We start from the raw sequence: 22,420 nt of genomic DNA, 5'->3' as shown, positions 1-22,420 counted from the left end.
TATACCAAAAAAAGGCCTAATGAATATTACGCCTTTGTTACATTTTTATTTCTTTCTTATAGGTAAAATTTTTCAAAAATAAACTGAAAGATAATCATCCATATAAGATTCAAAATCATTGATGGTACTAAACTATAGACTATAAATAAAGACATACTATCCACAGTTAAACCTACCATTATTGCAAGTATATAAGCTCCCATCTCAAATAGAAAAGTCATGACAATAATTGCCAACATTCTCGTCCAACGATTCAATAAAATAACACTATTAAATTTATGGAGAAATACTCCCAACAAGACGAATAGCAGAGTTGCAATCCCTATCAAGTGGAAAAAGTAAATGTCATAAACCAAACCCACTACAAAACAATAGGCTAAATAGAGATACTCTGATACTTCAATCGTCTCAAATAAGAGAAACAAAAATAGAAAATGACTAGCCAACTGCACGTGGGGAAAAAATGAGCCCAGAAGCTGACTAATATGGGCATCAATTAGAACAAAGAAAGGAAGCAATAAAAATACTCCAACCCGCTTCAACTGTCTCATTATGAATTCCCCACTAATTCTATCACACTCACATTATGAGTATCTGCACTTAATTTAACCGTTACTTCTCGTGTCAAGTAGTCCGTACTATGCGTTGTGGCAACCACTTCACCAACAGGAATATCCGCAACGTTAAAGTTTCCTAATCCACCAGTGGTCACCTTATCTCCTGCACTAATATCGCTACTACTATTTAATTGACTAATTTTGAGAACTTCATTTTCCTTGTCATAGCCAACAATAATCCCATAAATTGTAGTAGAACCATGCTGAATTTTAACAGAAATCTTATCAGCATTTTCCGTATTTGTCAGAAGGTTGACCATGGTAGAGTTGTCCTCTACTTTTGAGACACTCCCAATCAAGCCACCATTTGCAATTGCTAACATATTCTCAGAAGCCCCTTTTGATTTGCCTGCATCTAAGGTCAACTCCTGCTTCCAAGATACCGGAGAACGCATAATAACATCTGCTGCCAAAGTCTTTGTAGCTTGCAATTTGGACTTCATATCAAGCAATTGGCGCAGTTGTTCATTCTCCGTCTTTAAACTTTCCGCCTCATTTGATTTAACTTCTAATTGGTAAATCTGTTTCTTCAAACTTTCATTTTCATTATATGTTCGTGTCAAATGTGCCAAATCTGATTTAACAGAATCAAACCACTGAAAAGGTTTTTGCACAACCCTATCAACCACTGAGATTCCATCTCCTAATTTTGTCACAACTGTACTTGAATAAGTCGTCGCTAAGAGAGCTGACACAAGCAGAACAGTGACAAAAACAATAATGACATATTTTGATTTTTTAAAACGGTTCATATCCCTACCTTTATATCAAAAACTGTTACAGTAACTTTTTATCAATTCCTGAAAGCTACTAAGATTTTAAGAAAAATAAGCAACAACCAAGTATGATAATAACAAGAATGGTCAGCGTATCCTTTCGAGTCCATTTCAATTGTCGGTATTGACTTCTACCTTTTCCACCCTGATAACCACGCGCTTCCATGGCAATAGCCAAGGAATCTGCACGTTTTAAACTTGTCGCAAAAAGAGGAATCAAAATAGGAATCATCGCCTTTACTTTTTGAACAATGCTTCCTTCTCCAAAATCCACTCCACGCGCTTTCTGTGCATTCATAATCCGCGTCGTATCATCCATTAAGGTCGGAACAAAACGCAAACTCATAGACAGCATCAAACCAATTTCATGAACTGGAACTTTCACACGCTTTAAAGGCGCTAATAAAGCTTCGACAGCTGATGCCAAACTTAAGGGCATGGTCGTTAAGGTTAACAAAGTAGAAAAGAAAATAATCAATACAAAGCGACAAAAGATAATTCCAGCTTGTTGCAAAGCATAATCTGTTATTCTCACAAACGAAAACTCAAATAAAACATTCCCATTAGAAATGAAAAACAGTTGGAAAATAGTTGTGAAGGCAATCAAGAAAAACATAGACTTCAAGCCCTGAATAAAAAATGAAAGAGATACTCCTGACAAGGCAATAAATATCCCTGTCGCTATAAAAAGAATTAGATTCGTCAAGGGATTATTAGCCCAAAAAACAATTAAAATCAGTAGCATCATAGCCAGTAATTTACTACGCGGATCCAATCGGTGAACAATCGAATCCCCTGGGATATAACGCCCCAAAATCATACTATCCATTTAGCGACTCCTTGAACTCCTCTATCTTAATCGGTAATCGTTTAAATGACACGCCTCTATCAGCCAATCGTTTACAAAAGGCCGTAATTTTAGGTACTCCCAACTGCACTTCTTCCATAAAGACAACATCTTGAAAGACATCACTTGGTTTACCACCCTTAACTAAATGTCCCTTTTCCATCACATAGACTTGATTTGCATATTCAGCAACATCATCCATCAAATGCGTTACCAAGACAATGGTCATCCCTGACTGGTGGAGTTTTTTGAACAAATTCATCAGCTCTTTTCTTCCCAGGGGATCTAGGCCTGCTGTGGGCTCATCTAAGACTAATATGGCTGGTTCCATGGCAAGTATGCCTGCAATGGCGACACGTCTCATTTGTCCACCTGACAGCTCAAACGGACTGCGATCAAAAAGTGATTCATCAATTCCAACCAGATCCAGTTTCTCACGAGCAATCTGCTCCGCATCTTCTTCAGAAACTCCAAAATTTTGCGGTCCAAAAGCAACGTCTTTCAAAACCGTTTCTTCAAAAATCTGATTTTCAGCAAACTGAAATACCAAGCCAACCTGTTTTCTAATTTGACGAATATCTTTATTTTTAGAAGTCGAAGTGATTAAGGTATCAAAAACTCGCACACTCCCTTGGCTTGGCACCAATAAACCATTTAAGAGTTGTAAAATAGTTGATTTACCACTACCTGTGTGGCCAATTAAAGCCGTATAAGAACCATCTTCAATCGTCAAAGAAACATCCGACAAAGCTGTTGAAGCTAAGGGAGTCCCTTCTTGATATGTAAAACTCACATTTTCTAGAGCAATGCCCATAGTTTATCCTCTAGCTCACTTTCTGTCAAATAATTTTCAGGCAAATCATAGCCATTCTGGCTCAAAGAATGTTTTAATTGATTGGCAAAAGGATCGTCTAATCCAATTTGATCTAAATCATTTCGAGAGAAAAGTTCTCTTGGACTGCTAGTTGATTCAATTTCCCCTTTTTTCATGACCAATACAAGATCACTCATGGCAACTTCTTCCAAATCATGGGTAATGGAAATGACCGTCATATCATAGTCTTTTCGAATTCCTTTTACTGTCTCAATCAGTTCTCTACGTCCCTCAGGATCCAACATACTCGTTGCTTCATCTAGGATTAAAATAGCTGGTCTTAGGGCTACAACACCTGCAATAGCCACACGTTGCTTTTGGCCACCTGATAGACGTGCTGGCTCTCTCTTTTTAAAGTCCAACATGCCAACCAAATCCAGAGCTTCTTCCACTCTCTTTTTCATTTCTTGACGAGAAAGTCCCTGATTTTCCAAACCAAAGGCAACATCATCTTCAACAGTCGCTCCAACAAATTGATTGTCTGGATTTTGAAAAACCATACCGATTTGACGACGTATATTCCAAACATTTTCCTCAGTCAGCCGTTGGCCATCAATTACAATCTCTCCGGATTCTGCTTCCAGTAAGCCATCAATTAAGCGAACCGTCGTTGATTTACCACTACCATTATGCCCTACAATCGAAAGCCATTCTCCACGTTTCACGTGAAACGTAATATCCTTCACATCATGGTACTCCTGACTTTCCTTATAGCGAAAAGAAAGATTTTTTACATCAATTATTGATTTCATTTCGAACCAAATGTCCCTTTAAATACATAGGCACTACCCTTGAAATAATCATAGCCAGAGTAGATAGTGAAAAACAAAGCTACGTAAAGTAGAATTTGCCCAAGCAAAGTCCAATGTAATAGTAAGAAAATAATCGCAAACATCTGACTGAAAGTTTTAATTTTTCCAGGCATTGCTGCTGCTAAAACTGTTCCACCAGTTTCAACCAGTAAAAGCCTCAAACCTGTCACAGCCAACTCACGACAAATAATCATTGTAACAATCCAAGCCGGAGCCATACCTAACTCAATCAGCATAATAAAAGCCGACATAACTAGTAGCTTATCCGCCATAGGATCTGCAAATTTACCAAAATTACTGACCACATTCCATTTACGAGCTAAATATCCATCTAAGTAGTCTGTGATACTGGCAATCGCAAAGATAATAGCTGCTACTATATGACTCTCTATCGAATTTCCTACTGTTAAAATAAAGATAAAAATAGGTATAAAAAGAATTCGACCTATTGTTAAGATATTTGGAATTTGTTCTTTTTTCATTCGTTTTTCCTTAATTTTTAGTAAAGGTTACATTGATTTGTCCAGTCTGAGCTGTTAATTTCGATAAATCAACAGTCTGATTATCTACTGTCAAAGCAACACCTTTTACAACACCTAACGTAATTATTACAGGATTTTTAGTTGAAACGCTTGTTTCCGCACTTTTATTATCCGGTGATAAAGTCACACCCCCCTCAAGATCACTTTCTGAAACACTAACCCAACTTCTAGCATCTGACACTGATAATTGCAATTTTGCAGTGTCTTTACTCGTTTTATAAGCAACTTCTACTCGATTTCCTTCACCCGATACCGTTATAGCTGGTTCAGTATTCGAAGAATTACTTGATGAACTACTACTAGTTGAAGATGGAGTTGCAGAACTAGTCGAGCTTGTTGCTTGGACTACACTATAACTAGACGCAGATGAACGCTCCGGTTGAGTCTGGATATAATTCCAAACATAATAAGTCACAAAAATTACAATCGATAGTGCAAAGAGTATAAAATAAAATAAAGGTAAAAATGATGTCTTATTTTTCTTACTTGAACGTCTCCTGCCTGTCAACTCGTCTTCATCAACATCTACTTCCTCATAAGTAATCATGCTCCCAGAATCATAAGCATCCAAGACAATTCGCTCATCTAGCTCAACTGCCCATGCATACTTACGCAAAAAAGAACGAGTATAAAATGGACTAGGAAGTTGATCAAAATCATCATCTTCCATTGCTTCCAACATATCTAACTGAATTTCTGTTTTTTTATGTAATTCTTCTAAAGTCAACCCTTGGTTAGTTCTAGCTAAACGTAAAACCTCACCAATTGTTTTTTTCCTCATACTTGTCATTCCTTCTTTCTAGTTTCTATTATGTTTCTAGTGTCTATTATGATTAGTTACTACGATGGGAATATTGTAAAATCAACTATATCACCATCATCTATTAAATGATATCCAGCATCAAGGACATCCTCTAAAGTAATTTCCTGTAAAATTTTCGGAAAATCAAAGATTGTCTCACCCTGTCCAAAAGCATCATATTGCGTTGCAATAAATTCAAGAGAGTTCATGCTACTGAAAAATTCTCCAAACATCTCTCTTTTTATAATATCTAAATGATCCTCTGTAATATCTAAATCCTTTGTGAAATTACGAATAGCCTTTTTAAACTGATGAGATAAAGCAACCGGCTCTTTTGTATCCATTGTCAACATAACAAAATGAAAGCGACTTGTTACTTCAACTTCAAGAGATAAGGACGCATCAATTTTACCTGATTCATATAATTTCTGAAAACGATCCGAAGTCCAACCAAACATCATTGCAAATAATAATTTTAATAAAATATGATGTCGATAGCAATCCACTGCAGCAACTTCTCGATTACCTCTAATCCCAATCGCTAGTTTGGGAGAAGACACTTCCATTCTCATACTGTCTGTGTGCTTTACAGCTTGTAAAACAAACTTTTCTCTTGCTACTTCCTGAACATCTAAATCTTCCAGTTCTTTTCTTTCAAAATAGTCCTGTACTTGATCCACATCAAAATTACCAACTAAAAACAGAGACATGTTTACAGGTTTGTAAAATCTTGTAAAATTTTCTTGCAAATTAATTAGATTGATTTGGGAAATGGACTCCTCACTTCCAACTATATCAGTTGCTAAAGGTGTGCCAGGATACAAATTCGCTAGAGTTAAAAAGAATAAACACGAATCTGGATCATCTTGATACATTTCTCGTTCTTGCTGGATAATATCCTGCTCTCTTAAAATGGAATCTTCAGTAAAATGTGCTGATGTCACCAATTCATCAAGTAAATTTACATTCTCTAAGAGATGATCCGTTGCTGAAAAAAGATAGTTTGTTTTTGTAAAGCTTGTAAAGGCATTACTATCTGCACCTAGACTCGTAAAAGCTGACATCAAATCGCTAGCATCTTCTCTCTCAAATAATTTATGTTCAAGAAAATGAGCAATTCCTCCAGGATATTCTTTTACATCTCCGTCAACTTCTGTGACAAGCGTATCTACCGAACCAAACTGTACAGTTACACTCCCGTAAACCTCTTTAAATTCCTTTTTAGGCAAAAGAGCAACTGTCAATCCATTTGACAAACGAGTTTGATAAACCATTTCTTTTACAGCTGGATAGTATTTTTCTTCAAAAACAACCTTTGTCATTCTATTCCTTCCATAAAGTAAATCGCCTGTAGTTTCACATTATTAGCTGCTCTACAAATAGCCTCTTTGTCAACTTGCTCGAGTTTTGCAATCCAACTTTTAAAGTCTGCTGAAGATTTTCCAAGTAAGGCATTTTGATAAGCACGTTCAATCAATGAACCTTGATTATCTTGAGAAAGCAACAAAGACCGACGAATCATTTCCTTTGTCTGCTCTAGCTCAAGCTCTGTAAAATAACCTTTTTTTAAATCAAGTAATTGATTATTCATCATTTTTCTAGCCTGATTCCTATTTTCTCGATCAATGCCAGCATACATCCTCAAGAATCCACTAAACAAATCAAGCTGACTTGAAATAGTATAAGCCAATCCAGCATTTTCACGGACATTTGTAAATAGTTTAGAGTGAGCAAATCCACCAAGTAAACCATTCATTACAATCATGGGTAAATGTTGCTCATCACCATATTCAGAAGGACAATGATAGCCCAACTCTAAAATGGACTGTCCCACATTTTTCCGAATCATACCCTCTTGCAGAATATTGGAATAAGGTTGACAATACTGAACCTTCACAGTTCCTTCTCGACCTTTAAAACCAAATGATTCTAATACATTTTGAATTTCAATCTCATTAAAATCACCTAAGAAAAAGAAATCTATTCGATCATTGGCCAAAAATTCTTGGAAACAAGAAGAAGAACTTTGTGGAGTTTCAGTTAAAATACGATTTCGTAAATCACTGTATTCCAATTGGAGACGTTCATCATAAAAAAATAATTTATCTAATTCTTTATGTGCAAAATAAAAAGAATCATTCATATCAGCTGCTAAACTTGCTAGCAATTGCTTTTTCTCAATTTCAAATAAGGCTGGATCAAATCCATTATCAACTACCACGGGTGAGAAAAGAGTCTCTTTTACTAGTTCCAAAACCTGAGAAGTTAGCACATTTTTCTTACTTAAAAACTCATCACGAACATAGTTAAATGTCAAGTCTACAATATGACTTTGCCCTCTTCTAAAACAATTGGTTGACATATCTGTACCATATAGACTGGCCAAGTGTCTTCTCAAAGCTTGAGAAGTGGGGTACATCTGGTTGGACGTTTCTAGCATACTCGCACTCAACATGCGACCTGCAATCGTATCGAGGGATAATGGAGCGGTAAAACGCACGGTAATTTTGTTCGTTTTAAACTTTTTTGATTGGATAAAATGTGTTGAAATTCCATGCACTAACTCCATGACTTACCTCCTTATATACAGACTTCTATTATATCACGAAAACCTGAAATTTTCTTGTTCTCTGTAACACTTTTGAAATAAAAATCGCTTACATTACTCCTTGTTTCTCTCACTATTTTTAGGAAAATATGGTATAATACCAAAGATTGAGGTGAATTATGGAATACAAATTATTTGAAGAATTTATTACCCTCCAAGCACTACTCAAAGAACTTGGAATTACACATAGCGGAGGAGCTATCAAATCATTTCTCTCTGAACATTCTGTTTACTTTAATGGGGAATTAGAAAATCGTCGTGGTAAAAAACTTCGTATTGGTGATAAAGTTGACATCCCTGACATGAATATTGACATCTTGTTGACACAACCTACTTCTGAGGAGCAAGAGGAATATCAAGCTGATAAAGTTGAAAAAGAACGAATCGCTAAACTTGTCAAGGAGATGAATAAAGGAGTAAAAAAAGACAACTCTAAACCTACTTCATCGACCAAAAGCAAACAAGCTCCACGATTCCCTGGTAGATAATCATGTGGCTACAACACCTATCTCTCAAATCTTTTCGTAACTACAAAGAGACGAAAATAGACTTTAATCCTAAATTAAATGTCTTTTTAGGAAGCAACGCACAAGGAAAAACAAATATGTTAGAGGCTATCTATTTTTTAGCCTTAACACGTAGTCATCGAACTCGAACAGATAAAAATCTCATTCATTTTGATAAGGAACAACTTCATCTTTCAGGTCTCGTTCAGAAAAATACTGGATCCATTCCTCTCGAAATCGAACTAACACAAAAAGGCCGTGTGACAAAAGTTAATCACTTAAAACAGGCACGCCTGTCAGATTATGTCGGACACATGAATGTTGTCCTATTTGCTCCTGAAGATCTACAACTAATTAAAGGAGCACCTTCAGTTCGACGAAAATTCATTGATATGGAGCTTGGGCAAATTAAGCCAATCTATTTATCAGATTTAACCAATTATAACCATATTCTTAAGCAAAGAAATACCTATCTAAAATCAGCTCAAAAAATAGATGAAACCTTCCTTTCAGTACTAGATGATCAGCTAGTCGATTATGGATGTCGTGTAATGAATCACCGCTTAGATTTTATAAAAAAACTAGAGCATTTTGGCCGTAAGAAACATTTTGAACTCTCTAATCAGATTGAAGAGTTGTCAATAGCCTATCAATCTTCTGTAAAGCCAACTGACAAAGAAGACTTATCAAAATCTTTCAAAATTGCTTTAGAAAAAAGTAGGTCCAGAGATTTATTTAAAAAGAACACCGGTGTTGGTCCTCATCGAGATGACATTTCTTTTTATATAAATGGGATGGATGCTAGTTTCGGAAGTCAAGGCCAACATCGTAGTCTCGTCCTTTCTATAAAATTAGCAGAAATCGAATTAATGGAAAGTATTACTACAGAATCTCCGATATTATTACTTGACGATGTTATGAGCGAACTTGACAACACTAGACAGTTAAAATTATTAGAAACGATTTCTCATTCAATCCAAACCTTTATTACAACAACAAGCTTAGATCATCTTCAAAATCTACCAGAAAATCTAAGTATTTTCACTATTCAGGATGGTAAAGTTGCTGTAAATAGAAATTGACAACATTGTAAAAGAACTCCTTTTTTCGCAGGAGTTCTTTTCATTTCTTTTACATAGAATAATTTGGTGCCTCATTCGTAATTTGTACATCGTGAGGGTGGCTTTCTTTCAAACCAGCACCAGACATTTCAATAAATTGAGCATTATCGTGTAGTTCTTTAAGGTTAGCTGCACCACAGTAACCCATACCAGAGCGAATACCTCCAATCATTTGGAAGACAATATCAGCTGCAGCACCTTTATAAGCAACACGACCCTCAATTCCTTCTGGAACAAGTTTGTTTGCTTCATTGACAGAACCTTGGAAGTAACGATCACTTGAACCTTTCTTCATAGCAGCAATTGATCCCATACCACGGTATGTCTTAAACTTACGTCCTTGGAAGATTTCAGTTTCGCCTGGAGCCTCATCAGTTCCAGCAAACATTGATCCAAGCATAACTGCATTTCCACCTGCAGCAAGGGCTTTTACAATATCTCCAGAATACTTGATTCCACCGTCAGCAATGATCGTTTTACCATATTCACGCGCAACAGCTGCAGCATCGTAGATAGCTGTTACTTGTGGAACACCAACACCAGCAATCACACGAGTAGTACAGATAGAACCTGGGCCAATCCCAACCTTGACAACATCTACACCTGCTTCGTAAAGTGCGCGCGCTCCCTCAGCAGTTGCAATATTTCCAGCAATCAAAGTACGATCTGGGAAGTGAGCACGAATCTCAGCAATTTTACGCAAGACACCTGCAGAATGACCATGTGCAGTATCAATAACAATCGCATCCGCTCCTGCCTCAAAAAGAGCCTCTGCACGTTCAAATGTATCTGAAGTAACACCTACTGCACCTGCAACTAGAAGACGACCAAACTCATCTTTAGCAGCATTTGGAAACTCAATAACTTTTTCAATATCTTTGATAGTAATCAAACCAGAAAGACGACCTTCTTCATCTACTAAAGGAAGCTTTTCAATACGGTGTTCTTGAAGAATGCTCTCAGCTGTTGCAAGATCTGTACCCACAGGAGCAGTAACAAGATTTTCACTAGTCATATGGTTTGAGATTGGTTGGTTATAATCTGAAATAAAACGAAGATCTCTGTTTGTCAAAATACCAACCAATTTACGATTTTCAAGTGTTTCAACAACTGGAACACCACTGATGCGGTAACGACCCATAAGCTCATCTGCTTCAGCAATTGTATGTTCAGGCGTCAAAAAGAACGGATCAATAATAACACCATTTTCAGAACGTTTTACCTTACGAACCTCGTCTGCTTGTTGAGCAATTGACATGTTTTTATGGATAACTCCGAGACCGCCTGCACGAGCAATAGCAATGGCCATTTGACTCTCTGTAACTGTGTCCATGGCAGCGGTAATAATTGGGATATTTAAAGTCAAATTATCTGCCAATTTAGTTGTTAAATCTGCATCGTTAGGCAACACATGACTTTCAGCTGGAATAAGCAATACATCATCAAAGGTAAAACCTTTTTTCAAAAATTTAGTGTCCCAATTAGACATTCGAAGTTTCCTCTTTTCTTTCTTTTTGAGCTTGACTCTTTTTATATTGTATCTATCATACCATTCTATAAAAATTTGTCAAATGTTACAGGGGTAAATAAAAAACTATCTTTTCTTTGAGATAGAAATGATAGTTTCTTGTGAAATAAACCTAGTTAAAGTAATGAAGTCCCATTGCTCCTTTAACCTCAGATAGGGTCTGACCTGCAACTTCACGTGCTCTTTCACTACCTTTTTGAAGCATATTATAAACTTCTCCCATATCCTTAGCAAATTCGATACGGCGCTCACGAATAGGACCAAGTTCACGTTCTAATATTTCAAGTAGATAACGCTTGGTCTTCACATCACCAAGACCACCTCGTTGATAATGTTCTTTCATTTCAGCAATTTCTTGAGCATCTTCTGGACGACCAAAAACATCTAGATAATGGAAAACCATATTTCCCTCAATATTACCTGGATCTTCCACTCGAATATGATCTGGATCTGTATACATACTCATCACTTTTTTACGCAAAGTATCCGCATCATCAGCTAAATAAATACCATTATTGAGTGATTTAGACATTTTAGCATTTCCATCTAAACCAGGCAAACGCCCTGCTCTCTCATTTTCTGGATAAATACCTTCCGGCTCTACCAAGACATCACAGTTATATGCATTGTTAAAAGAACGAACAATCTCGCGAGTTTGCTCAATCATTGGTTTCTGATCTGTCCCAACAGGAACATAATTAGCCTTAAAAGCAGTGATGTCAGCTGCTTGAGCTATTGGATAGACCAAGAATCCTGTCGGAATGCTTTCTCCAAATCCTTTCTGAGCAATTTCTGTCTTGACAGTTGGATTGCGCTCCAAACGTGCTAATGACACTAAATTCATATAATACATAGACAACTCAGCTAATTCTGGAATTTGGCTTTGAATAAAGATAGTTGATTTACTTGGATCCAATCCAACTGCAAGGTAATCCAAAGCTACATTTCCGATAGACTCTACAATGGTTTGAGGGTCTTTAGCATGATCTGTCAAAGCTTGTTGGTCAGCCAAGAACACAAACATATCATACTTATCCTCTTCCTGTAATAATACTCGATTTTTGAGACTTCCAACATAATGTCCAATATGCAATTTTCCTGTTGGACGGTCTCCTGTTAAAATAATGGGTTTAGTCATTTTGTTCTCCTTCGATATAGTCCCTTCAATTATAGCATTTTTTTAATGAAATAACCGTAATTTATCAAAATAAATCAGCCTTGCTATTTACGGATTTGTGTAAAGTGTGCTGTAAATTTAATTTACACAAAATTGACAGATAAAAATTTGAATATTTCCGTATTTTCTAGTAGAATAAATATATTACACATATAGGAGAAAAACATTGCTTACAGTATCTGATGTTTCACTACGTTTTAGTGATCGCAAACTTTTTGATGATGTCAATATCAAATTTACAGAAGGAAATACTTACGGATTAATTGGTGCTAATGGTGCCGGAAAATCTACCTTTTTAAAAATTTTAGCCGGAGATATCGAACCTACTACTGGTCACATCTCTCTTGGTCCAGATGAACGTCTCTCTGTTCTTCGTCAAAATCACTTTGACTATGAAGATGAGCGTGCCATTGATGTTGTTATCATGGGAAATGAAAAACTTTATAGCATCATGAAAGAGAAAGATGCCATCTACATGAAGGAAGATTTCTCAGATGAAGATGGAGTACGTGCTGCCGAACTTGAAGGTGAGTTTGCCGAGCTTGGAGGATGGGAAGCAGAAAGTGAAGCCTCTCAACTCCTTCAAAACCTAAATATCCCAGAAGAATTGCACTATCAAAATATGAGTGAATTGGCCAACGGTGAAAAAGTAAAGGTTCTCCTCGCCAAAGCACTTTTTGGTAAACCAGATGTTCTTCTTTTGGACGAGCCGACCAACGGTTTGGACATCCAATCGATTACTTGGTTAGAAGACTTCTTGATTGACTTTGATAACACCGTTATCGTAGTATCCCACGACCGTCACTTCTTAAACAAAGTATGTACTCACATGGCCGACCTTGACTTTGGAAAAATCAAACTCTATGTCGGAAACTACGACTTCTGGAAGGAATCTTCTGAACTAGCTGCTAAATTGCTAGCAGACCGTAATGCTAAAGCAGAAGAAAAAATTAAGCAATTGCAAGAATTCGTTGCTCGTTTCTCTGCCAATGCTTCTAAATCAAGACAAGCAACATCACGTAAGAAAATGCTTGATAAGATTGAACTAGAAGAAATTGTTCCATCTAGTCGTAAATATCCATTTATCAACTTTAAAGCGGAACGTGAAATTGGTAATGATCTCTTGACAGTAGAAAATCTAACTGTAAAGATTGATGGTGAGACTATTTTAGATAATATCAGCTTTATCTTGCGTCCAGGTGATAAGACAGCGCTTATTGGACAGAATGACATCCAAACGACTGCATTAATCCGTGCAATCATGGGAGACATTGACTATGAAGGAACTGTCAAGTGGGGAGTTACTACTAGCCGTTCTTACTTGCCAAAAGATAACTCGGCAGATTTTGCAGGAGGAGAGTCAATCCTTGACTGGTTGCGTCAATTCGCAAGTAAAGAAGAAGATGACAATACTTTCCTACGTGGCTTCCTCGGCCGTATGCTCTTCTCTGGAGATGAGGTTAACAAACCTGTAAATGTCTTGTCAGGGGGAGAAAAAGTTCGTGTCATGCTTTCAAAACTCATGCTCTTAAAATCAAATGTCCTTGTACTTGATGATCCAACCAATCACTTGGACTTGGAATCTATCTCAAGCTTGAATGATGGATTGAAAAACTTTAAAGAATCAATCATCTTTGCCAGCCATGACCACGAGTTTATTCAAACTCTAGCCAACCATATCATTGTCTTGTCTAAAAATGGCGTCATTGACCGTATCGATGAAACCTATGATGAATTCCTAGAGAATGCAGAAGTACAAGCAAAAGTTAAAGAACTTTGGAAAGACTAAAAAAATTCAAAACTCAGTTGGGTTAACCAGCTGAGTTTTCTAACATTTTATGAGGTAACATGAAATTATTTTTTAAAACATATTGGACCTATTTTGTTTCTTTCATCATTCCCATAATCATTATGATAGGAGTATATCTATCTCAAGGTATCTACTGGAATAGCGATACATCTCCACTATTAGGAGATGGGTTTCATCAATACGTTATTTTTGATATAGCTCTAAGAAATATCCTACACGGAAATGGTAGTTTGTTCTACACCTTTACAAGTGGCCTCGGATTGAATTTCTATGCCCTATCTAGTTATTACTTGGGTAGTTTCCTTTCACCACTAGTTTACTTTTTTGATCTAACTAATATGCCAGATGCTGTCTATCTGACAACTCTCTTAAAATTTGGATTGATTGGACTGTCAACTTACTTTAGTTTAAATAAATTATTTCAATCGATTCCTAATCCTTTAAAACTAGCTTTATCTACTTCCTATGCTCTGATGAGTTTCACTGTCAGTCAATTAGAGATAAAAACCTGGCTAGATGTTTTTATCTTGATTCCTTTAATTATAACTGGTTTACAGATACTCATCACTAAAAAGAAATTCCTATTGTACTTTACAAGTCTGTCAATCTTATTTATCCAAAACTATTATTTTGGCTATATGACAGCATTGTTTCTTATTTTCTGGTATCTCTGTCAAATTTCTTGGGACTTTAAAACCCGAAAATCATCTTTTCTTGATTTCATAATCACCTCCGTTTTAGCTGGTATGGCTAGTTTGATTCTGACTCTTCCTACTCTGTTTGATTTACAGACACATGGGGAAAAATTGACTGAAGTTACAAAGTTTCAAACTGAAAGTAGCTGGTATCTTGATCTTTTTGCTAAGCAATTCATTGGTTCCTTTGATACAACCAAGTATGGGGCTATTCCAATGATTTTTGTAGGACTACTTCCCTTTATTTTGACTATTTTATTTTTTACACTGAAAACTATTAAGTTTCACGTGAAACTTATCTATGCAATCTTCTTTACATTTCTAATTGCAAGCTTTTATATTGAAGCTCTTGATTTATTTTGGCAAGGCATGCATACTCCAAACATGTTTTTACATCGCTATGCTTGGATTTTCTCTACCTTGTTAATTTACACAGCAGCGGAAGTCTTAAATCGTCTAAAAGAAATTAAAATCTGGAATTTTTTAGTTTCGCTTTTTCTTATAGTAACAGGATTTTTAGCTACCATCTATCTAAAATCGCATTATTCTTTTTTAACAGATTTGAATATTCTGCTTACTCTTGAATTTTTGATTGTCTATTCGCTTTTACTCCTTGCAGTTATCAAAAAGTTTATCTCTGTAAATCTATTTGCCATTCTAATCTCTTTATTTATAATGGTTGAAATGAGTTTAAATGCTTCATCTCAAATGGACGGAATTGCTAAAGAATGGGGTTTTGCTTCTCGAAGTTCATATAATCGAGATATCCCAGCTATGGAATCTTTCTCAACAGATATTGGAAATCAATTTACTCGTACTGAAAAACTACAAACTCAGACAGGAAATGACAGTATGAAATTCAACTACAATGGAATCTCTCAATTTTCATCTGTTCGAAATCGTTCAGCAAGCTCTACTTTGGATAAACTTGGGTTTAAATCCTCTGGGACTAATCTCAATCTCCGTTATGGCAATAATAGTATTTTGGCTGATAGTTTATTTGGAATCCAGTACAATATCTCAGACAGTCCTATTGATAAGTATGGTTTTAAAGATATCTATCAAAAAGATAATCTTACCCTATATGAAAATCAATACTCTCTTCCGATTGCATTTGCTAGTCAATCTGTTTACAATGATGTCAAGTTCAATGAACATACCTTGGATAATCAGGCCTCGTTTTTAAATCAACTTGCTAACGTCAATTTTGATTATTTTTCTCCAATCCCTTATGAAAAAACTGAAAATACTGATGATTTGATTAGTGTTACAAGTTCTTCAAATGAAGATGCAGCAATCCAGTATCAAATTGAAGTACCAGAAAACAGCCAAATTTATCTTTCTTTCACAAATCTTCACTTTTCTAATGATAAACAAAAGAAGGTTGACATCCTTGTAAATGGTGAAAAAAAGACTTTTACAACTGATAATGTCTTCTCCTTCTTTAATCTAGGCTATACAAAAGAGAAAAAAACTTTCAATATCAATGTTAGTTTCCCTGGAAATTCACAAGTATCATTTGAATCTCCTACCTTCTATCGTTTAGATACCCAAACTTTAACTGAGGCTATTCAAAAAATCAAAGAACAACCTGTAACAGTATCAACTTCTAAAAACAAGGTTTTTGCTACATATGATGTCCAACAAGATACATCTATTTTCTTCACCATTCCTTATGACAAAGGTTGGTCTGCCTACCAAGATGGTAAGAAAATAGAAATTAAACAAACTCAAACTGGATTTATGAAAGTTGATGTTCCTAAGGGGAAAGGAACTATTACACTTTCCTTCATTCCCAATGGTTTTATTACTGGAGCAATCTGTTCCTTTACTTCTCTCTTACTATTTGGAATCTATAATCACAGACAAAAGTCATCTAAGACATAAAAAAATCGACCAGTTGGTCGATTTTTTTAATATTCTTCCATTTTCTTAGGTTGATAGGCTAGCATACCTAAACCAGTAAATAGGGCTAATATCACAACAAGGAAAATGACTTGATGATGAATATTTCCTGTCATAGAGATTGTTTGTCGTAATCCAGAAACTGAATAACTCATTGGTAACCAAGGATTAATGGCTCTAAAGAAATCATTTGTCAAAGCAAGTGGGTAAGTACCTGCACTTGATGCTAACTGTAATAAAAGCAAGATAAGAGAGAAGAAAGCTCCTATACGGCTATTCCATGTTGTTAAAGCGGTCACCATGGACATGAATACTAAACTTGTTATGATAATGAGAATAAATGTTCTCATCTCATGATTAGCCGTTAGACCAATAAGATGAACTCCTCCATATACCAAAATTCCTGACAAAACAGCTATAATACCATTTATTTCAGCTCGAGATTTCAACCAAGCCCAACGACTCTCTGGATGACGTCCTGAAGGCAACTTCGCAAAGATCATATTCGTTGATATTGCTGCAACAAAGAGAGCAACTGATATCATATAAGGAGCCATTGCGATTCCATTTACAGGAACTTGGTCATTGTCTGTTTTGGAAAGATTGAGTGGATTTGACAAAATCTCTGCATTTTTAGATTCCGTTGATGCTGATTTAAGTTGATCACTAGCATTACTTAGTCCTTGTCCTAAAGAAGCAACTCCTGTCTGTAAACCTTCCAATCCAGAAGTTAACTTTGTTCCACCTTCTGCTAGTTTCCCAGCTCCATCTGCCAATTTATTAGCTCCATTCTCTAATTGAGAAGCACCTGAAATTAACTGACTGGATTTGTCAGCTAGTTGGCTAGATCCTGACTGCAATTTATCAACTCCTGCTATCAATTCTTGACTCTTTTGATTCAATTGACTGGAGCCAGTTGATAATTTTTCAATACCAGACACTAATTCTGGAGTTTTTTCAACTAATTGACCAACTCCTGCTGTCAAGTTAGAAGATTTTTGTGTCAAGGTAGTTGAGCCTGAAACTAATTGGTCCAAACTACCTGTCAAGGTGGAATTCTTTTCACTTAGTTGACTTGCGCCTTGAGAAACTTTATCAACACCTGCAGTATATGCATTTACACCTGATGTAATAGACTGACTGGCAGGAACTAATTTGCTAGCAACAGCTCCTTGTATCTCTGTTAATCCACTTGACAATTCTGTCAAAGAACTAGAAGCGATAGGTAATACTTGATTAGCTTGATTTTTTAAAGTCGAAAGATTAAAAGACTGATTTTGTAAGTTTTCCAAACTTCCCTGTAAACCTTGAGCTAAAGCTACAATTGACTGAGCCGATTGAATACTATCAGTCGAATTTTGAGATACAGAAGCGCTTATCTCAGCTTGTTGCTCACTTGTCAATGATTGATAAGCTGCTGTCGATTGAATATTGGCTAATGTAGTCGCTTTATCAGACTGAACACTTGCTAACATTTGATTAGAAAGAGATACTATACTTGATAAAACAGAATCTAATTGTTTTGTATCTCCAACATCAATATTTTGAATAGCTTGATTTAACTGATTCAAACCAGAAGATAATTGATTAATTTGATCTTTTTGCTCAGACGAAGTATCTAACTTGCTAGAAAGTTGTTGAATCCCTTCACTTAATTGCTCCACACCCATTCGAAGTGTAGCTGATTGATTAGATAACTGATTAGCACCTGTTGCAAGATTTCCCACTCCATTTGTATAGGCACTAACACCAGATGAAAATTGATTAAGACCAGCATTGAGCTTAGAAACACCGCCAGTATAAGATTCTACACCAGTATATAATTGATTAATTCCCCTCACTAATTCAGGGCTTTTAGAAGATAATTGACCTAACCCACTATCTAATTGACTCACTGCACCAGTATATGTAACTAAACCACTATTAAAATTCCCTAAGCCAAGATGAAGTTGTTCAACACCAGAGACATAAGAGGATAATCCTTTAGTAAACTGCTCCGTTCCATTTGAAAATGTTAAACTTGAAGCTGCTAAAGAGTTTAGGTTAATAGTTAATGTTTGACTTCCTGCCACTAACTGATTCGCTCCATCAGTTAGTTTTTCACTTCCAGAAGCTGCTTGACTCATACCATCCTTTAAATCGACCATTTTGTTGAATAAAGCTTTAGTATAGGTCTCGGTTACATTGGTAGAAACACTCTGCTTTAATTGTGTCATTGCAGAATCACTCATCTTGCTGGCAATAAAGCTATGACCACTTGAAGTCTGATAATCGATTTGCATTTGCTCAGGGTGATCCGTTAAAATAGAAGCTGCTTTTTCAGACAAGTCACTTGGCAAAGTGACTACCATATAATAATCACCGTTTTCTAGACCCTTCTTACCTTCTTCTTCATCTACAAAATGAAAATCCAATGATTTATTTTGCTCTAAATTAGACACCATGTCTTTTCCTATAGACATGCTATTACCATTATAAGAGGCCTCTTTATCATTATTGACAACTGCCACAGGTAAGTCAGACACTTGACCATATGGATCCCACATTGAGGATAAAAATATGATATTGTACAGAGCGGGAATAAGAGAAATTCCTATCATGACAATAATAAAGGTTGGTTTTTTAAAAATTGCTTTCCATTCTTTAAACATAGTTTCTCCTTTTTTAAACATATTGTCTAAAATTTTGATATAATAGATTATACATTAAAAAATCTAAATTACAAGATAAAAAATCAATTTTTAGACACATAGTCTAATTTGTTCACAAGGAGGAAGTATGCAAGAAAGTAACAAACGCTTAAAAACAAAGCGAACTATTGAAAATGCTATGGTACAATTACTGATGGAACAGCCATTTGATCAAATTTCTACTGTCAAGTTAGCAGAAAAAGCCGGAATTAGTCGTTCCAGCTTCTATACTCACTATAAGGATAAGTATGATATGATTGAGCACTATCAAAGCAAGCTATTTCATACATTTGAATATATTTTTCAAAAACATGCTCATCACAAAAGAGACGCTATTCTAGAAGTCTTTGAATATCTAGAGTCAGAACCACTTCTGGCTGCTCTTCTTTCTGAAAATGGGACCAAAGAAATCCAAAATTTCTTAAGAAATAAACTTCATATCATGCTCAGCACAGATTTACAAAAACGCTTTATGCAACTGAATCTCAATACCACTGAATTAGAATACAGTAGCATCTATCTAACTCACGCACTTTTTGGTGTTTGCCAAACTTGGATTGCACATGGAAAAAAAGAAAGTCCTCAAGAAATAACAGACTTCCTTATGAAGATGCTTGGTGATACAAATTGATGCAAAAAAGGGAACAACACTGTGTTCCCTTTTATCTATACTCCGCCAGTAGGACTCGAACCTACGACATCATGATTAACAGTCATGCGCTACTACCAACTGAGCTATGGCGGATAAAATAGTCCGTACGGGATTCGAACCCGTGTTACCGCCGTGAAAAGGCGGTGTCTTAACCCCTTGACCAACGGACCTTCTATCTGTAGCAGATATAACCATTATATCAATTTCTTGCTAATTGTCAATTACTTTTGAGATTTTTTCTCTAGAATATCTTTTAATTTTCTAATTTTTAATCTTGAAATAGGACAACGATGATCTTCATAGAAAACAATTTCTAGATTTTTTCGATCAATTTCTCTGATATTACCTATATTTACCAAAAATGACTTATGAGGAGAATAAAATCTCTGAGTATGTTTGTCCTTTTCCTGAATATCTGTCATGGTACCGTAAAACTCTTTGGCAAAATTCTTACCAATAATGCGTAATTTATGAGAGACACCTGTCATTTCAATATACAAAATATCATGGTAAGGAATTTTTAAATCATTTCCCTTGTAATTGTAGTCAAAATAATCTACAACATCTTCATTTTCAAGTAACATACTCTTCGTGTAGAATATATTTTGCTCAATTCTCTTCTTAAATAACTCATCATTGATATCCTTATCAACAAAATCTAAGGCTGATACCTGGTATTTATAGGTGAGAGTCGCAAACTCTGATCGACTGGTAATAAAGACGATAATAGCGTAAGGATTGTAATGACGAATAAACTGAGCAACTTCAAACCCTTTTTTCTCAATTCCATGAATATCAATATCTAGAAAATAAAGCTGGTTTACTTCATCATTTTCGATATATTCCTTAAACTCACGAACTTTTCCCGTTGTCTTGTATGATATTGGAATATTCGATTCTTTCGAAATTTCATCCAATATTCTCTCTAGTCTCACTTGATGTTCAATAACATCTTCTAAAATTAAAACTTTCATTCAAATTCCCTCTTAAATCTAATGATTTGTCTAAATGTACTGCCTTCCATCTCTGTTTCTAAAATAATATTATTGTACTTATCTAATAATTCTTTCACATTATTTAATCCGACTCCACGATTTCTTCCCTTAGTAGAGAATCCTAAAGCAAATAGATCTCCTGAAAGAGTCATCGTCATTTTACATGAATTCTGAATCACAATCACTGTTTCAGTTTCCATCTTAATAACTGCTACTTCCATCTGCTTTTTATAACTATCAGCCGATCCTTCGACAGCATTGTTCAATAAAACACTCATAATACGAACTAAATCCAGCAGGTCTATTGGAAGCTTGGTAATCGTATCTTTTACTTCCAGTGTAAACTCTACACCATTATTTCGAGCATATACAATTGACTGAGCAACCAAACTTCGTAAAGCTGAATCTTCTATGTTGTTCAAGTCAAAGTAAGTATACTTATCTGAACGCAGTTTGTGATTTGCTTTGACCAAAACTTCATTGTAAACTCTGTCAATTTCCTGTAAATCACCACTGTCAATTGCCATCTGCATGCTGACAAGCATCCCAGCATAGTCATGTCTAAAACCACGGATTTCATTATACAGTCCGACAATTTCATCTGTATAATTCTGTAAATGTTTTTGTTCAAATTTCTTCTGCTTCAAAGCAATCTCTTTCTCCATTTTTTCTTTATGCGAATTCATTGCAAAAAAGGTCAAAAGTAAAGAGATAAAGACAATAGATGATAAAATACTTCCAAAACTATTCAAATGTTTAATCGTACTTACCATATCTGAAATGAAAGATACAACATGTAGAAGTAGTAAATCAAAAAAGACTTTTTTCAAGAAAGGATAGAGATAATCTTTGTCAAAATAGTTTAGTTCCAAATGGAAATAACGAATGATTGTTACGATAACAACATAAGTCAACGCCACTACAACTAAAAAGAATAGACTATGATATTGTAGGGCAGTATCATCTCCTATTATAGAGGATAAAGTTACGGATAGAAAGGTATGAGTGCTATTATATAAAAGGGATAGTAGTAAACTTAAGAATACTCCTCTATACTTCTCATACTTTTTAATAAATCTAAAATATGAATATAATACCAAAGGAAATAAAAATTTTTCAATTCCTAATCCATCTAAGTATATAAAATAAAAGGAAAGTTCAAATACTGATTCTACTAGGAATGTATAACCACCAAAAAAGCATAGTTCTTTTATATTTATTTTATTTTTACATATTAAATAGTAACTTTTACTAATAATAAAAATATGTAATATCACAACTAATACTGCAAGAAAATCCATTATTCCACTCCTTTATCTTCTTTTAAAGAAATTAAAGAAAATATTATGTGTTTGCCTTATCTCCCCACCTTGAATATTTTGCAAGTCTTTTTCCTTCAATTCTACAAACTTATCTAAATTAACTGTGTTTTTCATAATAAAATCTCCTAAAATGTTTTTTTC

The 22,420-nt window shown here is 35.3% G+C and carries 20 protein-coding genes and 2 tRNA genes; 5 read left to right on the top strand and 17 right to left on the bottom strand.

Features of this window, described 5'->3' with window-relative positions; translation table 11 throughout:
• Positions 1–56: 56 nt before the first annotated feature.
• Genes mreD through yfmF form a run of 9 tightly spaced genes read right to left on the bottom strand, consistent with a single transcriptional unit; the run spans position 57 to position 7,839 of the window.
• Positions 57–551 carry a rod shape-determining protein MreD gene (gene mreD, locus HMPREF2764_RS06965; protein WP_070528345.1) on the bottom strand — a complete coding sequence of 165 codons (495 nt, stop codon included), beginning with the start codon at positions 549–551 and terminating at the stop codon, positions 57–59.
• On the bottom strand, positions 551–1,369 hold the full coding sequence (mreC, locus tag HMPREF2764_RS06960) for a rod shape-determining protein MreC (RefSeq protein ID WP_070528343.1): 819 nt from the start codon (positions 1,367–1,369) through the stop codon (positions 551–553). Before mreC ends, mreD begins: the two co-directional genes overlap by 1 nt.
• Before the next feature lie 58 nt (positions 1,370–1,427).
• Positions 1,428–2,222: an energy-coupling factor transporter transmembrane component T family protein gene (locus HMPREF2764_RS06955; RefSeq protein ID WP_070528340.1), complete on the bottom strand. Its 795-nt coding sequence runs from the start codon at positions 2,220–2,222 to the stop codon at positions 1,428–1,430.
• Complete coding sequence (locus HMPREF2764_RS06950) at positions 2,215–3,054, bottom strand: energy-coupling factor transporter ATPase (protein ID WP_070528337.1); 840 nt, start codon at positions 3,052–3,054, stop codon at positions 2,215–2,217. Before HMPREF2764_RS06950 ends, HMPREF2764_RS06955 begins: the two co-directional genes overlap by 8 nt.
• The gene (locus HMPREF2764_RS06945; protein ID WP_070528333.1) at positions 3,039–3,866 is read right to left on the bottom strand and encodes an energy-coupling factor ABC transporter ATP-binding protein; all 828 of its coding nucleotides are present in this window, start codon (positions 3,864–3,866) and stop codon (positions 3,039–3,041) included. Before HMPREF2764_RS06945 ends, HMPREF2764_RS06950 begins: the two co-directional genes overlap by 16 nt.
• Positions 3,863–4,408 (bottom strand): CDP-diacylglycerol--glycerol-3-phosphate 3-phosphatidyltransferase, encoded by a 546-nt coding sequence (gene pgsA, locus HMPREF2764_RS06940; RefSeq protein WP_070528328.1) that lies wholly within the window; start codon positions 4,406–4,408, stop codon positions 3,863–3,865. The genes HMPREF2764_RS06945 and pgsA overlap by 4 nt, the downstream gene beginning before the upstream one ends.
• A gap of 10 nt (positions 4,409–4,418) precedes the next feature.
• Positions 4,419–5,249 carry a cytoskeleton protein RodZ gene (rodZ, locus tag HMPREF2764_RS06935; protein ID WP_070528325.1) on the bottom strand — a complete coding sequence of 277 codons (831 nt, stop codon included), beginning with the start codon at positions 5,247–5,249 and terminating at the stop codon, positions 4,419–4,421.
• Between the two features lie 59 nt (positions 5,250–5,308).
• On the bottom strand, positions 5,309–6,592 hold the full coding sequence (yfmH, locus tag HMPREF2764_RS06930; RefSeq protein WP_070528323.1) for an EF-P 5-aminopentanol modification-associated protein YfmH: 1,284 nt from the start codon (positions 6,590–6,592) through the stop codon (positions 5,309–5,311).
• The gene (gene yfmF, locus HMPREF2764_RS06925) at positions 6,589–7,839 is read right to left on the bottom strand and encodes an EF-P 5-aminopentanol modification-associated protein YfmF (RefSeq protein WP_070528321.1); all 1,251 of its coding nucleotides are present in this window, start codon (positions 7,837–7,839) and stop codon (positions 6,589–6,591) included. The genes yfmH and yfmF overlap by 4 nt, the downstream gene beginning before the upstream one ends.
• A 158-nt stretch (positions 7,840–7,997) precedes the next feature.
• Between yfmF and yaaA the strand changes: the two genes are divergently transcribed.
• Both yaaA and recF read left to right on the top strand, forming a co-directional pair.
• The gene (yaaA, locus tag HMPREF2764_RS06920; protein ID WP_070528317.1) at positions 7,998–8,366 is read left to right on the top strand and encodes a S4 domain-containing protein YaaA; all 369 of its coding nucleotides are present in this window, start codon (positions 7,998–8,000) and stop codon (positions 8,364–8,366) included.
• A gap of 2 nt (positions 8,367–8,368) precedes the next feature.
• On the top strand, positions 8,369–9,466 hold the full coding sequence (gene recF, locus HMPREF2764_RS06915; RefSeq protein WP_070528313.1) for a DNA replication/repair protein RecF: 1,098 nt from the start codon (positions 8,369–8,371) through the stop codon (positions 9,464–9,466).
• Positions 9,467–9,515: 49 nt separating this feature from the next.
• Here recF and guaB read toward each other — a convergent pair whose 3' ends face one another.
• A complete protein-coding gene (gene guaB, locus HMPREF2764_RS06910; protein WP_000073418.1) occupies positions 9,516–10,994 on the bottom strand; it encodes an IMP dehydrogenase in 1,479 nt (492 codons plus the stop codon).
• 151 nt (positions 10,995–11,145) lie between these two features.
• The gene (gene trpS, locus HMPREF2764_RS06905) at positions 11,146–12,171 is read right to left on the bottom strand and encodes a tryptophan--tRNA ligase (protein ID WP_070528310.1); all 1,026 of its coding nucleotides are present in this window, start codon (positions 12,169–12,171) and stop codon (positions 11,146–11,148) included.
• 205 nt (positions 12,172–12,376) lie between these two features.
• Here trpS and HMPREF2764_RS06900 point away from each other — a divergent pair, with 205 nt between their 5' ends.
• Complete coding sequence (locus HMPREF2764_RS06900; protein WP_000958774.1) at positions 12,377–13,999, top strand: ATP-binding cassette domain-containing protein; 1,623 nt, start codon at positions 12,377–12,379, stop codon at positions 13,997–13,999.
• 59 nt (positions 14,000–14,058) lie between these two features.
• Positions 14,059–16,602, top strand: coding sequence for a YfhO family protein (locus HMPREF2764_RS06895; RefSeq protein WP_020902302.1), 2,544 nt, complete (start codon positions 14,059–14,061; stop codon positions 16,600–16,602).
• A gap of 26 nt (positions 16,603–16,628) precedes the next feature.
• Here the strand turns inward: HMPREF2764_RS06895 and HMPREF2764_RS06890 are convergent, their stop codons facing one another.
• The gene (locus tag HMPREF2764_RS06890) at positions 16,629–19,271 is read right to left on the bottom strand and encodes a YhgE/Pip domain-containing protein (RefSeq protein ID WP_070528307.1); all 2,643 of its coding nucleotides are present in this window, start codon (positions 19,269–19,271) and stop codon (positions 16,629–16,631) included.
• Positions 19,272–19,398: 127 nt separating this feature from the next.
• Between HMPREF2764_RS06890 and HMPREF2764_RS06885 the strand changes: the two genes are divergently transcribed.
• Complete coding sequence (locus HMPREF2764_RS06885; RefSeq protein ID WP_001158275.1) at positions 19,399–19,941, top strand: TetR/AcrR family transcriptional regulator; 543 nt, start codon at positions 19,399–19,401, stop codon at positions 19,939–19,941.
• A 40-nt stretch (positions 19,942–19,981) separates the two neighbouring features.
• Here HMPREF2764_RS06885 and HMPREF2764_RS06880 read toward each other — a convergent pair.
• The 5 genes from HMPREF2764_RS06880 to comC all read right to left on the bottom strand — a co-directional run bounded on the left by HMPREF2764_RS06880 (position 19,982) and on the right by comC (position 22,393).
• Positions 19,982–20,055 (bottom strand) — tRNA-Asn (locus HMPREF2764_RS06880).
• A 5-nt stretch (positions 20,056–20,060) separates the two neighbouring features.
• Positions 20,061–20,132 (bottom strand) — tRNA-Glu (locus tag HMPREF2764_RS06875).
• 51 nt (positions 20,133–20,183) lie between these two features.
• A complete protein-coding gene (gene comE / locus HMPREF2764_RS06870; protein ID WP_070528302.1) occupies positions 20,184–20,936 on the bottom strand; it encodes a competence system response regulator transcription factor ComE in 753 nt (250 codons plus the stop codon).
• The gene (gene comD / locus HMPREF2764_RS06865) at positions 20,933–22,258 is read right to left on the bottom strand and encodes a competence system sensor histidine kinase ComD (RefSeq protein ID WP_070528299.1); all 1,326 of its coding nucleotides are present in this window, start codon (positions 22,256–22,258) and stop codon (positions 20,933–20,935) included. Before comD ends, comE begins: the two co-directional genes overlap by 4 nt.
• Before the next feature lie 12 nt (positions 22,259–22,270).
• Positions 22,271–22,393 carry a competence-stimulating peptide ComC gene (gene comC / locus HMPREF2764_RS06860; protein ID WP_004238992.1) on the bottom strand — a complete coding sequence of 41 codons (123 nt, stop codon included), beginning with the start codon at positions 22,391–22,393 and terminating at the stop codon, positions 22,271–22,273.
• Between the last annotated feature and the right edge of the window lie 27 nt (positions 22,394–22,420).

The sequence above is a fragment of the Streptococcus sp. HMSC073F11 genome, assembly GCF_001810785.1.
GTDB lineage: Bacteria > Bacillota > Bacilli > Lactobacillales > Streptococcaceae > Streptococcus.
Note: the sequence above shows the minus strand (reverse complement) of the source record. Positions and strands in the feature narration are given on the sequence as shown.